13 protein-coding genes and 1 riboswitch are annotated in these 13,439 nt (G+C 40.9%); of the genes, 7 read left to right on the plus strand and 6 right to left on the minus strand.

Annotated features, from left to right (window positions below):
• Positions 1 to 144: 144 nt before the first annotated feature.
• Together addB and addA are read left to right on the plus strand one after the other, a co-directional pair.
• Positions 145 to 3,639 carry a helicase-exonuclease AddAB subunit AddB gene (addB, locus tag BSO02S_RS14360; protein ID WP_066068428.1) on the plus strand — a complete coding sequence of 1,165 codons (3,495 nt, stop codon included), beginning with the start codon at positions 145 to 147 and terminating at the stop codon, positions 3,637 to 3,639.
• Positions 3,632 to 7,417: a helicase-exonuclease AddAB subunit AddA gene (addA, locus tag BSO02S_RS14365; RefSeq protein WP_066068431.1), complete on the plus strand. Its 3,786-nt coding sequence runs from the start codon at positions 3,632 to 3,634 to the stop codon at positions 7,415 to 7,417. Before addB ends, addA begins: the two co-directional genes overlap by 8 nt.
• A gap of 37 nt (positions 7,418 to 7,454) precedes the next feature.
• Here the strand turns inward: addA and BSO02S_RS14370 are convergent, their stop codons facing one another.
• The 6 genes from BSO02S_RS14370 to BSO02S_RS14395 form a co-directional block, all read right to left on the minus strand.
• On the minus strand, positions 7,455 to 7,673 hold the full coding sequence (locus tag BSO02S_RS14370) for a spore germination protein (protein ID WP_066068434.1): 219 nt from the start codon (positions 7,671 to 7,673) through the stop codon (positions 7,455 to 7,457).
• Between the two features lie 43 nt (positions 7,674 to 7,716).
• On the minus strand, positions 7,717 to 8,106 hold the full coding sequence (locus BSO02S_RS14375; protein ID WP_066068437.1) for a spore germination protein GerPE: 390 nt from the start codon (positions 8,104 to 8,106) through the stop codon (positions 7,717 to 7,719).
• A 2-nt stretch (positions 8,107 to 8,108) separates the two neighbouring features.
• A complete protein-coding gene (locus BSO02S_RS14380; RefSeq protein ID WP_066068440.1) occupies positions 8,109 to 8,291 on the minus strand; it encodes a spore germination protein GerPD in 183 nt (60 codons plus the stop codon).
• Positions 8,281 to 8,904 (minus strand): spore germination protein GerPC, encoded by a 624-nt coding sequence (gene gerPC / locus BSO02S_RS14385; RefSeq protein WP_066068445.1) that lies wholly within the window; start codon positions 8,902 to 8,904, stop codon positions 8,281 to 8,283. The genes BSO02S_RS14380 and gerPC overlap by 11 nt, the downstream gene beginning before the upstream one ends.
• Before the next feature lie 71 nt (positions 8,905 to 8,975).
• Positions 8,976 to 9,230 carry a spore germination protein GerPB gene (locus tag BSO02S_RS14390; RefSeq protein WP_066068448.1) on the minus strand — a complete coding sequence of 85 codons (255 nt, stop codon included), beginning with the start codon at positions 9,228 to 9,230 and terminating at the stop codon, positions 8,976 to 8,978.
• A 17-nt stretch (positions 9,231 to 9,247) separates the two neighbouring features.
• Positions 9,248 to 9,469, minus strand: coding sequence for a spore germination protein (locus BSO02S_RS14395; protein ID WP_066068451.1), 222 nt, complete (start codon positions 9,467 to 9,469; stop codon positions 9,248 to 9,250).
• Positions 9,470 to 9,728: 259 nt separating this feature from the next.
• A riboswitch (cyclic di-GMP riboswitch) is annotated at positions 9,729 to 9,815 on the plus strand.
• Between the two features lie 228 nt (positions 9,816 to 10,043).
• On the opposite strand from BSO02S_RS14395, the gene BSO02S_RS14400 reads away from it, so the two are divergent.
• From BSO02S_RS14400 to BSO02S_RS14420, 5 genes are all read left to right on the plus strand, one after another.
• Positions 10,044 to 11,180, plus strand: a complete 1,137-nt coding sequence (locus tag BSO02S_RS14400) for a TadA family conjugal transfer-associated ATPase (protein ID WP_084375029.1) — start codon at positions 10,044 to 10,046, stop codon at positions 11,178 to 11,180.
• A gap of 143 nt (positions 11,181 to 11,323) precedes the next feature.
• Positions 11,324 to 12,238, plus strand: coding sequence for a fumarylacetoacetate hydrolase family protein (locus BSO02S_RS14405; RefSeq protein WP_066068458.1), 915 nt, complete (start codon positions 11,324 to 11,326; stop codon positions 12,236 to 12,238).
• A gap of 133 nt (positions 12,239 to 12,371) precedes the next feature.
• A complete protein-coding gene (locus tag BSO02S_RS14410; RefSeq protein ID WP_066068461.1) occupies positions 12,372 to 12,731 on the plus strand; it encodes a YisL family protein in 360 nt (119 codons plus the stop codon).
• Positions 12,732 to 12,856: 125 nt separating this feature from the next.
• A complete protein-coding gene (locus BSO02S_RS14415; protein ID WP_066068464.1) occupies positions 12,857 to 13,129 on the plus strand; it encodes a ubiquitin-like small modifier protein 1 in 273 nt (90 codons plus the stop codon).
• A 1-nt stretch (position 13,130) separates the two neighbouring features.
• Positions 13,131 to 13,403, plus strand: a complete 273-nt coding sequence (locus BSO02S_RS14420) for a MoaD-like domain-containing protein (protein ID WP_066068469.1) — start codon at positions 13,131 to 13,133, stop codon at positions 13,401 to 13,403.
• Positions 13,404 to 13,439: the final 36 nt, after the last annotated feature.

The following is a 13,439-nucleotide window of genomic DNA, read 5'->3' on the forward strand; positions in this document are numbered from 1 at the left end:
GATAATAAAGGTCGTGTTTTTTTTCTGATTAAATCATAGAATTACCATTTTTGGTGATAATCTATTCGAGTTAATCCAAACGTTTGTGCTTATAATATGGTAGAATGAGAGATAAGAGTTTTTGAGAGAAGAGAGGTTAATCTTATGTCTCTAAGAATGGTAAGTGGACGGTCAGGAACCGGTAAAACAGCGATGTTTCTTGATGAAATACGGATACGGCTTGAGGAAAACCCAGAAGGCCCGCCAATTATTTATATCGTTCCTGACCAGATGACGTTTTCATCAGAATATCGCTTGGCAGCGCAGACGGCAAGCGGCGGCATGATTCGTGCTCAGGTATATAGCTTTTCCCGTTTGGCGTGGCGAATACTGCAGGAAACGGGCGGTATTAGCCGAATCCATTTAAGCAGCGTTGGGATGAGTATGTTAATCCGCAAAATTATTGATGATCAAAAGGAGCAGCTAAAGCTTTTCCAGCGGGCCGCAGATAAGAATGGATTTGTCCAACAAGTAGAGCAAATGATCACCGAATTTAAACGATATTGTATCCGACCGGAGGAGATCATCCAAGGTTCATTACAATTCGGTGGTGAAACATCCGTTTCAAAAGCACTACACGATAAATTAAATGATTTGGAACTTATCTATCAGAAATTTGAAGACGAGGTCTTTGGAAAATACATTGATTCAGAAGATTACTTTCGCCTCCTAGCGGAGAAAATATCAGCCTCCGCTTACTTAAAAGAGGCCGAAATCTATATTGACGGTTTTTATCAATTCTCACCGCAGGAATATCGAGTGATGGCGGAATTAATGAAGCATTGTAAACGTGTGTCAATCGCGGTGACGACAGAACGCTTATTTTTTGATTCCGCACCGGACGAGCTTGATTTATTCCGCGCCTCGGGTGAGACCTGCTATAACATCTATGATTTAGCAAGGGCTGAAGGCATTGGAATGGATCAGCCAGTAATTCTAAAAGAACAAAAAAAATGGAATCAGCCTTCATTATCGCATTTAGAGAAAAACTTTGATGCCCGCCCGGTTATCTCATTTTATGGCGGGACAGGCATTAATATTTGCCAAGCAGCCAATCGACGTGCAGAGATTGAAGGCATTGCACGAGAAATTCGCCATTTAGTTCAGTCAAAGGGTTACCGATATCGGGATATCGCGTTATTAATTAGAAATGGCGGGGACTATCATGATATTGTTGAACCTGTTTTCAACGATTATCAGCTTCCTTATTTTATCGATCAAAAAAGGACTATGCTAAATCATCCGCTTATTGAATTAATTCGCTCAAGCCTTGAAGTGATTAATACTTATTGGCGCTATGAATCAGTTTTCAGAATGATTAAGACGGAATTAATATACCCCCTGCAGGAAAGTCCTGTAAAAATGCGTGAGAAGATGGACAGGCTCGAAAACTATGTGCTGGCCTACGGGATAAACGGAAGTAAATGGACGAAAAAGGATCGTTGGAGATACCGGCGTTTTAGAGGGCTGGAATTAGAGGCAACTATCCAAACGGATGCTGAAAAAAAGATGGAACAAGAGTTAAATGAATTAAAGCTCATGGTAACTGCACCAATCCTACGGCTTTCAAGACGATTGAAAAAAGCCGACTCAGGGAGGAAGCTTTGTGAAGCTATCTATTTATTTTTGGAAGAATTGGATATTCCAGCAAAGCTGGAAGCCTGGAAAACTGACGCTGAGGCAAAAGGCGATCTTATTAAGATGCGAGAGCATGAACAAGTGTGGAATGCGGTTATTGACCTTCTGGACCAATATGTCGAAATCCTTGGAGACGAGCCCAATACGGTAAAGTCATTTGCCGCTGTTTTAGAGGCTGGGTTTGAATCCTTACATTTTTCGCTTATCCCTCCAGCATTGGATCAGGTTTTGATTGGTGATTTTGAAAAGTCAAGGCTGACGGACATCAAGGTGACCTTCATGGTGGGAGTTACTGAAGGAGTATTGCCTGCAAAAATCACAGATGAAGGAATCCTTTCTGACGAAGACCGGGAAATGCTGGTTACCGCGGGTATCAATGTCGCACCAAGCAGCCGTACACGCTTGCTCGATGAAAACTTTCTAGCCTATAAGGCCTTTACAGCACCATCTGATATGCTCTATATCAGCTATCCGCTCGCCAATGAAGAAGGAAAAGCGTTAATTCCTTCTTCGTATATTAAGAGAATAAGAGATATGTTTCCAGAGGCAAGTGAGCGGTATTATGTCACAGACCCTGCTGAATTACCGGAAGCAGATCAGCTAAGCTTTGTTTCTAACTTTACAACTACATTATCCTATCTCAATGCACAGCTGCAATTGAAAAAACGGCATTACCCCATTTCCGTCCTATGGTGGGATGTTTATAACTATTATCTTGAGAGTTCTGGAAAGGAAAAGGCTCAAAAGGTATTTTCAAGCCTTTTTTACATGAATAGGACGATCCAGCTTTCAAAACAGACGGCGGATGAATTGTATGGAGAAACCATTCAGGCGAGTGTATCAAGAATGGAATTATTTAACAGCTGTGCCTTTACCCATTTCGTCCAGCATGGATTAAAGCTGCGCGAGCGGCAAATCTATCGTTTGGAAGCCCCTGATATTGGAGAATTATTTCATGCAGCCATTAAACATATTTCGGATACTGTCAATGAGCGGAGGATTTCTTGGGCAGGGCTTTCTAAGCAGCAATGTGAGGAATTGTCGAGAGAGGCCGTCAATGCCTTAGCACCAAGATTGCAAAATGAAATTTTGCTGAGCTCGGAGCGTCATCATTATATCAAACGGAAATTGGAACAAATTATTACCCGTGCCTCCCTCGTATTGAGTGAACATGCAAAAGTCAGCGGGTTCTCGCCAATTGGATTGGAATTGGGCTTTGGAGCAAATGCAAAGCTGCCGCCATTAAGCTTTGCATTGAAAAATGGTAAGCGAATGGAACTAGCCGGACGGATTGACAGGGTCGATCAAGCCAAGGGCGATGACGACCATGTCTTTTTACGGGTCATTGATTATAAATCCAGTGAAAAAGATGTGGATTTGAGCGATGTATATTATGGTCTTTCCTTGCAGATGGTAACGTATTTGGATATTGTCATGACCTATTCAAAAGAATTAGTCGAGATGGAGGCGAGCCCTGCAGGTGTTCTTTATTTCCATGTTCATAATCCACTGATTAGCTCAAAAAGAATGCTTACAATGGATGAGATTGAAAAGGAAATCATGAAGAAGTTCAAAATGAATGGCTTATTACTAAATGATCAAAATGTGATTAGGCTGATGGATCAAACGCTTGAATCCGGAGATTCACAAATTATTTCAGCTGGTATCAAAAAAGATGGAAATTTAACGAAGCGCTCTAAAGTAGCAAGTATGGAGAATTTTAACGATTTAAGACATTATGTCAGAGACTTGTATCAAAAATCGGGGAACGCCATTATTGATGGGCATGTGGAAATTGATCCATATAAACGAAAAGATAAAACAGCCTGCACATTTTGCCCTTATAAATCAGTTTGCCAAATAGATGTATTGGTTGAAAGCGATCCATATCGAGTTCTTACACCGCTTTCAAACGAAAAGGTCCTTGAGTTAATTCGGGAGGAGGTACACCGTGATGAGTAATTTTCTGATTCCGCCAATGCCTGAAAATGTTACCTGGACAGCAGACCAGTGGAAAGCAATTATGGCGAAAAATAAGGATATCCTCGTTGCGGCCGCAGCCGGCTCGGGGAAAACGGCTGTCCTAGTGGAAAGGATTATCCAAAAAATCCTTTCGGTGGAAGACCCAATCAATGTCGATGAATTATTGGTAGTGACATTTACAAATGCCTCGGCAGCGGAAATGAGGCATCGGATTGGTGAAGCGCTAGATAAAGCGATTGATGAGGATCCAAAGTCCCGCCATTTAAGAAAACAGCTTAGCTTATTGAATAAAGCATCTATTTCTACGCTTCATTCCTTTTGCATGGAGGTTATCCGTAAATATTATTACTTAATCGAAGTGGACCCTGGTTTTAGAATTGCCGATGAAACAGAGGCGCAATTAATCAGAGATGAGGTAATGGAGGAACTCTTTGAAGACGAATATGGGAAAAAAGATAATGAGCCCTTTTTCAAATTGGTTGATTCGTTTACAAGTGATCGCAGTGACGATGCATTAAGGGATATTGTTCGGTCTATTTACGATTTTGCCCGTTCAAACCCTATGCCGGAGCAATATTTGCACTCAATTATTGACATGTATGATGTTGGCGCAATCACAAATTTAGAAGAACTCCCTTTTATTAAGGCACTCCTTTTTGATATTGAATTGCAGCTAGAAGCAGCTAAGGATATGATTAAGCGGGGATTAGAGCTAACAAAGCTTCCAGGCGGTCCGGCACCAAAAGCGGAAAGCTTTTTGGATGACCTAAACGTCATTGATACGCTTATATTAGCGCAGCGGGACTCATGGTCGGCACTTTATCAGGCGATGCAGACCTGTTCTTTTTCAAGGGCAAAACAGGTGAAGGGCGACCATTATGATAAAGAGCTGACAGATAAAGCTCAAAATTTGCGTGACAAAGCAAAGAAGAAAATTCAAGACATTAAAGAAGAACTCTTCTCCCGTAAGCCGGAAAGCTTTTTACGTGATATGGAGGAGATGCTTCCATTAGTCGACACGCTTGTCCAGCTTGTAAAAGGATTTTCTAAGCGTTTTGAAAGGGTAAAAAGGGAAAAAGGGCTTGTTGACTATGCAGATTTGGAGCATTACTGCCTTGAAATTTTGAAAGATGAAAGCTCGCCTGAGGGACAATTCCTTCCATCTGAAGCAGCCTTAGCGTATCGAAGGCATTTTATAGAGGTCTATTGTGATGAATACCAAGATACAAATATGGTCCAGGAGACAATCCTAAAGCTGGTAACGAAAGAAGATGAGCGGAATGGCAACCTGTTTATGGTCGGTGATGTCAAGCAATCAATTTACCGGTTTCGATTGGCTGAGCCTAACCTCTTTTTAGGAAAGTATAATCGTTTTACTGTTGACGGTGAACCATCCGGATTGCGCATTGACTTAGCTCGTAATTTTAGAAGCCGGAAGGAAGTACTTGAGGCGACAAATTATTTATTTAAACAAATCATGGGAGTTAAGGTGGGTGAAATCGAGTACGATGAGGCGGCAGAGTTACGTACCGGTGCACCGTATCCAGAGGATGAGCCATTTCCTGTCGAACTTCTGCTAATTGATCAAAACGCGGAAAAGACAGAAAAGCCGTCAGATGCATCAGCAGAGACTGAGACCGAGGCGCTAGAATTTGATGTTTTAGACCTCGAACAATCACAATTAGAAGCGCGGGTAATGGCAGCTAAGATAAAGGAATTGGTATCGAGCGGTGCTCCTGTATATAATACGAAATCAAAATCGAATCGACCCTTGATGTATCGGGATGTGGTGATCCTGCTCCGTTCGATGACCTGGGCACCACAAATCATCGAAGAGTTCAAGCAGCAAGGGATACCCGTTTACGCAAACCTTTCAACTGGTTATTTTGAAGCAACCGAAGTGGCCATCATGATGTCGCTGCTCAAGGTTATCGATAATCCATACCAAGATATCCCATTAGCATCTGTACTACGTTCGCCGATTATCGGACTAAACGAAGAAGAGCTTTCGAAAATTCGCATCCATCAGAAGCGAGGTACTTTTTGGGAGGCGGTTTCCGCTTTTTGCCGGAGCAAAACAGACGAAACGACAGAGGCTTTTTTTGAAAAAGTCCGCCATTTTTATGATTCACTGACAGAATGGCGGTCAATGGCAAGACAAGGCTCACTTTCGGAATTAATTTGGCAGTTATACAGCGACACACAGTTTTATGATTTTGTAGGCGGCCTGCCAGGAGGGAAGCAGCGCCAAGCCAATTTACGGGCCTTATACGATCGAGCGCGCCAATACGAACAAACCTCCTTTCGCGGCTTATTCCGCTTTTTACGTTTTATCGAGCGAATGATCGAAAGAGGGAACGACCTCGGGGCAGCAAGGGCACTTGGTGAGCAAGAGGATGTTGTTCGGGTTATGACCATCCATAGCAGTAAAGGACTTGAATTTCCCGTCGTATTCATGGCGGGGATGGCGCGAAACTTTAATATCGCCGATATTCGCAAATCATATATGCTCGATAAAGAATATGGATTTGCTGCCAAGTATGTAAATGTGGAGAAAAGAATTTCCTATCCATCGTTGCCGCAAATAGCTTTTAAGCGAAAAAAGAAAATGGAAATGCTCGCGGAAGAAATGCGCGTGTTATATGTGGCGATGACGAGGGCGAAAGAAAGGCTGTATGTGACAGCCACATTAAAGGATGCGGCGAAAAAAATCGACCAATGGAATGACGTTTCCGCGAATACCGAATGGCTGCTAAAGGATTATGAGCGGGCATCTGCGATGAGCTATATCGATTGGATTGGTCCTGCACTTATTCGTCATCACGACTGCGGAGAATTAAGAGTTACGGGAGAAACCAATGTCCTTGTTCCAGAGGAAATCACGGGCCATCCCTCTTCCTGGAAAATTTCACTACTTAGTGCTGAAGAAATTACAAGTCAGGAAATAGCCTTAGAAATGGAAGAAGATCAATTCCTGGAAATGGTTCAAACAGGGGCAAAGGTTCCCGTAAAGTCACCTTTTGATGAAGAAATTAAGTCGCGCTTAGCTTGGAAATATTCCTACCCCAACGCTGCGACCCATCATTCGAAGCAATCGGTTTCTGAAATAAAACGAGGGCAGGAAATTGCTGATGAACAAAGCGGTACAGACCTTGTTCATAAATTTAAACAATCCATTCTAAAACGGCCCAAGTTTATGCAGGAAAAACAATTAACCCCTGCTGAACGGGGGACAGCTATGCATCTAGTAATGCAGCATGTAGATTTGACAAAAGCAGTTAGTGAAGAATCGATTGCGGAACAATTAATATCGATGGTTAACAATGAATTGCTGACACATGAGCAAGCTGACGTTATTGATCGACGTTTGATCGTTCAATTCTTTCAATCAGAGCTAGGGAAAAGATATTTCAATGCTAAAGTAATTAACAGGGAAATTCCTTTCACGCTCTCCATGCCTGCCCATGAGGTTTACCCGTCATGGACGGATGAAGATGAATCCGTGTTTGTTCAAGGGATTATTGATTGCGTCTTTGAGGATGAAAACGGCCTAGTTTTGATTGATTATAAATCGGATGGAATTACTGACCGGTATAAGGGCGGCTTCGAACAAGCTAAACCAATCCTGGAAGATAGATATAGGCTCCAAATTAACTTATATACAAAGGCAATCGAACAGATTTGGAAAAGGAAAGTAAGTGAACGCTACCTATTTTTCTTCGACGGTGCCCATATATTATATTTGAATCAAGAATAAAAAAATGACATAGACCATTGAGATGGTTTATGTCATTTTAATTATTCCCGGCAATCGGCTGGTCAATTAGATTCGTATCAAGTACGTTGGTACCGCTTAAGCCATTATTCGTTACAATAAGTCCCCCCGTATTAAAACCTCCAGAGCCAGCATATGTTTTGGTGCTGCTCTTTGGTGAGATATAAACGGTATCGCCAAATTGCACAATTCCTCCACCCACATTAACAATTTGTACTGGACCAATTATCGCTGGCATCGCAAACATCCTTTTCAATTAGCCTATAAAGTAACGTATGCTTTTATACCAGATCTTGTTCATGTCCTTCCAGCAGCAACTGTCTGATGTGCTTAATCCTTGCTTCCATCGATATATGTTTACTGTTTCCAACGTGCAATATGGAAGCGGACGAAATCCCGATGATATCAATTTTATTTACCTTAATTAATGGCGTGGGATTGTGTGTTAGGAGTGTTACAGGCTCATTAAGCGGCTGAAAGGGAATGGGTTCAGTAAAAACAGGATAAGCAGAAAAGCTTCCTTCATATCCGAAATCAATTTCCGCTTCTCTTTGAACAGCAAGGGCCCGTGACAGTCCATTAACGATGGAGGAATCACCGATTTGTAAAATAGAGGAGTAGGATACAATATCTATATGAATTTTGTCTACAAAGGAAGTGCGCTTCAGCATACTCAGGTCACTTCCGGTGCTAATGGGACAAATGGTCCGATTATTAATGATTCCGCCGGCGTGTCAAATGTAGATGCCAGTTGAATGGATTCGGTATCTCCAATCAATACGAGGGAGGAGCTTGCTACCCCTGTGATTTTTATGTTTTCTACACAAAGATCCCGATTATAGACTTCAAAGTTCATTCGTCTTCATTCCTTTCACATTTTCAGGCAGATGATTTAAAAAGATAAATACGCCATTTTGGACTTCCTGTTTTAAGGCTTCAATGATTAATATGTCAGTGTCGGTGCCATTCTCAGAAGAACGGTTTTGGACATTGTGAGCTTTTAGATGATATTCAATCCGGTTAGGCAGTTGTTTAATAATATCTTCTTTTATGAAGGATAAGTAGGCTTCACCAGGTTCCATACTTAACCGTTTTTGAGTATCCTCAATGATTTGTGGTAAGTCTGTTTCTAAATATCGATATATGGCCTCTTCGATTTTCATCGACCTTTGCATTTGCGCTTTAGGAGAAAAGGGGGTTGCTAGTGATTGATTTTGTACCGCGAAATCTTCGATTCCGGATAAGTCGGAAGGATTCAAGCCAATGTTTAATGTGCCTTCAAGAGTCTCGACCTTCAATTGATCAAATTTATATTCAATTCTATCAACATGGATGGACTTCTTTTCATTCAATTGCACTATTTCTTCGCTCATTTTTTTGACGGTCTCTTCCAGAGAATTGATTCTTTTCTCTTGTGCTTGAATACACATCTGTAGCCATTGAAGGTATTGATAAACATCTTGGTACATTTTATCACCTCACTATGTGCTCTCCATCTCTCTCTGCACATTGTAACATCCAAATTTGAAGTCAGTTAACATCATAAGGAGTTCTTTTCCAGCCTTCTTACCGGGGCTTGTAATGGAACTGCAGGTGCTTCCATTAGAGTGGATGGCTGCTCCCCTCCTAAAGGTTTAAATGCGGATGGCGCAGCATGTGTAAATCCCCCGGTATTATACAAATAGGCGGCAGGTTTAATAATCCCGGCACTGCCAATTTGCAGGACGGAGGAATTGGTAATCCCTCCAATTTTGATGAAATGAATTTGAATGGACTGCTGGATATAAAAATTCATGTTAGACCACCCATTTATCACATATTAAGGAAGTTTCCTTGATCAAGAGTATCCGGATCAATTGTATTTGTAGAACTTACTTTGTTTTCGACGTTTAACCTCTCGCCGGTATTAAACGAACCAGCACCTGAGAAGGTTTTTGCATTAGAGAATGGCATGATTTTATAGACATCTCCAATGTGGAAAACAGAACTGTTCCCCAGCGTAAGGACTTGCGCAACTCCAACAATGGCTGGCATGATTAACACCCTTTTTGTAGTATGGTCTTTTACATCTTATGACTGGGCGAATGTAATGTGAATCATTTGCCCAAATAAAGTAGTTGCAAGGGGGTAGAGCATATTTACGCTGATTATACATTTTTATAAGCGTATTAATAAAAAATAGGAATAAAGGCTTATTATTTTTCGTGAAAAATGATAAATTAGTAGGATATTCGCTAAAGTGAAAAGGTTCTATTATGTGAGTAAGAGATCAGTCGGAAAAATAAACACTGAGTCTCGATAAAGGCAAAGCTGATGAAAATCAGTGACGCAAAGCTACAGGGGCTAAGGTGCATTTGCACTACGCCAGCCAGTTACCGAAAGATCAGGGTGTTTCATATTAGATATGCTATGTTCACATAGGTTCTCTAGGTGTATATAGTTGTTCTATGTCTACTAACCCCCCCTTTTTCGGTATAGGTGGGGTTATTTTTATTTTATGGAGATAAAGATTTTGGTTTTGAAAGAATTTGTTATTGTAGCCTTGCGTTCGTTGCAAACGTGAGGCTTTTTTCTATAAAAAGAGACGAACGTAAGGTGGGTTGAAGGAATGGGTCTACTCAAGAGAATTCAAGAAAAAAACAATATTATTAATCGGAAAAAAGTAGTTGGGGAATTAATTAATGATCTAACTGGATTTGGCCCGATAAATTCACTCTTATTAGATGAAGATGTCTCAGAGATAATGGTAAATGGACCAAATCAAGTTTATTGTGAACGGAAAGGAAAATTATTGTTAACAGAGGTACAATTCCGTGATAATGAACATGTTTTGAACGTGATTGAAAAGATTGTTACACCACTTGGAAGAAGAATAGATAAAAAATCGCCAATGATAGATGCTTGGCTACCGGATGGTTCACGGGTAAATGCTATTATTCCCCCATTGGCATTAAATGGACCAACCATTACCATCAGGAAGTTTTCAAAGGATTCTTATCAAATTAAAGATTTAATCAAGTTTGGAACTATCACTGAAGAAATGGCTATTTTCCTGGATGCATGTGTAAAAGCAAGGTTAAATATGTTTGTCAGTGGCGGAACAGGTTCCGGTAAAACGACCACGCTCAATGTTCTTTCGAATTTTATCCCGGAAGACGAAAGAATCGTTACAATTGAGGATACGGCTGAAATCCAATTAGGGCAGGACCATGTTGTTTCATTAGAGTCACGCCCCGCTAATATTGAAGGGAAAGGTGCTATCTCCATTCGCGACCTTGTTAAGAATTCCCTAAGGATGAGACCAGACCGAGTGATAATTGGCGAAGTAAGGGGAATCGAAGCGCTTGATATGCTCCAAGCCATGAATACAGGCCATAATGGCTCGCTAGCCTCGGGACATTCCAATAGTCCAAGAGATATGATTGCACGCTTGGAAACAATGGTTTTGTTAGCTGGAGTGGGTAAGCCGGTAAGAGTGATTCGTGAGCAAATTGCAAGTGCGCTTGATGTGATTATTCAACAATCCCGCTTAAAAGACGGGTCTAGAAAAATTACAAACATAGCGGAAATTCAAGGAATGGATGGTGAAATGGTTGTTCTTAAAGACATCTTTGTCTTTAAGCAAGAAGGGATTAATTCGGAGGGTAAAATTATCGGACGTCTTGTGCCCACAGGAGTAAGGCCAAAATTCCATGAACGTCTTGAGCTATCGGGAACTTACATTCCGGCATCGGTATATGGATAATGAGGAGTGAAGACAATGATATTCCTTCTCCTTTCTTCATATTATTAACATCCTTTTTTATATTTCTATCCAGTTTTACAATTGTTAGATTGTTATGATTATATTATTCTTTAGTAGTGTAATTTAATAAAGAGGTGATTACTATGAGATTTGTAACGGTCAAACACGAAGCTGGGCCATTTGTTGGTTTAATGGATGCGGATGGTAATAAAGTTCTGCCACTAAATCGAGTTGAAGAGGCAAGGACAGGACAAAAAAGCTTTCCATCGTCTATGCTGGAATGTATTACTTTAGGGGATAACTTTATCGAACAAGTCAATGGTCTGCTTGACTGGGTCTACAGAGATGGAAAGGCCGACTCCTTTTACATCCCATTGGATGAAGCTGACTTACTTGCCCCCATTCCAAGACCCGACAAAAATATCTTTTGTGTCGGAAAAAACTATGCCGAACATGCGATTGAGATGGGAAGTGCAGCAGATATTCCTGAACATGTTATGGTCTTTACGAAAGCGCCAACATCAGTCATCGGTCCTAATGAAATAATCTTAAACCATCAAAACGTAACGGGGCAGCTTGATTATGAGGGGGAGCTGGCCGTCATCATCGGGCAAAAGGGCCGGGCAATATCTAAAGAAGAGGCCCTTGATTATGTTTTTGGATATACGATTCTTAATGATGTGACTGCACGCGACTTGCAAGCACAGCACAAGCAATTTTTCATTGGCAAAAGCCTAGATACTACCTGCCCCATCGGCCCTTGGATTGTTCATAAAAGCATGATTGATAACCCAAATCAATTGGCTATTGAAACAAGGGTAAACGGTGAGGTAAGACAAAGCTCAAATACAGAGAACTTTATTTTTCCAATCGAGGAGGTCATTTCGGTTTTATCTGCAGGAATGACACTTGAACCAGGGGATATTATTGCAACCGGTACTCCAGCAGGTGTCGGCAAAGGATTCAAGCCGCCTAAATTTTTGAAGCCAGGGGATCAAATCGAAATCACGATTGAAAAAATAGGAACATTAAAGAACACCATTGAGGTGAACAACTAGGTTTTCCTTCTATGCGTTTAGAAATGAAAAGAATATTTCCACGTTCGTTATTTTACCTGAATCACTTTTTTCGTAATTATAAAAGGCCTGTGGTATGATAGTTTCGAATAACTATACATAGGGAGGCAATTAAATGATTCATGGTCATGTTACAGCATGGGCTTTAGCACTAATTTTATTCATCGTTGCGCTTTTCTTACATAAGAGCGGAAAGGCAAAAGGATTTAAAATTGTCCAAATGATTTTACGAGTACTTTATCTGGTCATTATTGCAACAGGTGTTGGACTTCTTTTTAGCGTAGATAGGATAGATGTTTGGTATATTTTAAAAGCGGTTGCTGGATTATGGGTAATTGGTTTATTTGAAATGATTCTCACGCGTGTTACAGACAAAAGAAGGACTTCTACTTTTTGGATACAGTTTGTAGTTGCCTGGTTACTTGTTTTATATTTAGGTTTTGAAAAATTGCCGATGTCTATTTTTAATATGTAAGGCGATATTCTAAAAATGAAGGCTGTCCTAGTAGCTTGGGCAGCCTTTTGTCATTTAGCATAAAACAGCGTGACAACTTTCAGCTTTGGTTTTACTATTGAAAATAGAGAGAGGAGAGGATCAATGTGCTAGTAAAGGTGTTTGCAAATCTCCGGCAAATTTGCGGCGGAGTAACAGTAACGGTGCATCCTGATGGGGAGCGGGTAATCGATGTCCTTGATAAAATGGTGGAAATGTTTCCCGATTTAAAGGATGAAATTTTTACAGTGGAAAAAGAGCTGTTGCCATTCGTCCACGTGTATGTAAACGGAAGGAATATCATCCATCTAGATGACCTTCAGACAAAAGTTACCGAAACAGATCAATTTGCTCTTTTTCCACCTGTTGCAGGTGGCTAAGATGATAGTTAGAGATTTAGAGTTTCGCGGGATAAGTAGGCAGCATCTCGGGATGTATTTTGAGGAGCTTGGGGCAAAACAAGAAACGAACACATTCCCCTATATTTTTGCTGCAGAGGATTGGAGCGGACAAATATTATCGGAAGAGGAAATATCATTTACTTCCTCTTTTAAAGTAAATACCGTTCAGGTTCGTTTCAGTGCAGATAGCGGGAACAGGTTAGAAGAGCTTATAAAAAATTATCGTTACAAGACAACAAGGATAGGCGGGTAAAAACAAAAGGCATCTGCGCATAATGATATGCTCCCC

Origin of the sequence: Neobacillus soli NBRC 102451 (genome assembly GCF_001591665.1) — a bacterium.
Lineage (GTDB): Bacteria > Bacillota > Bacilli > Bacillales > Cytobacillaceae > Neobacillus > Neobacillus soli.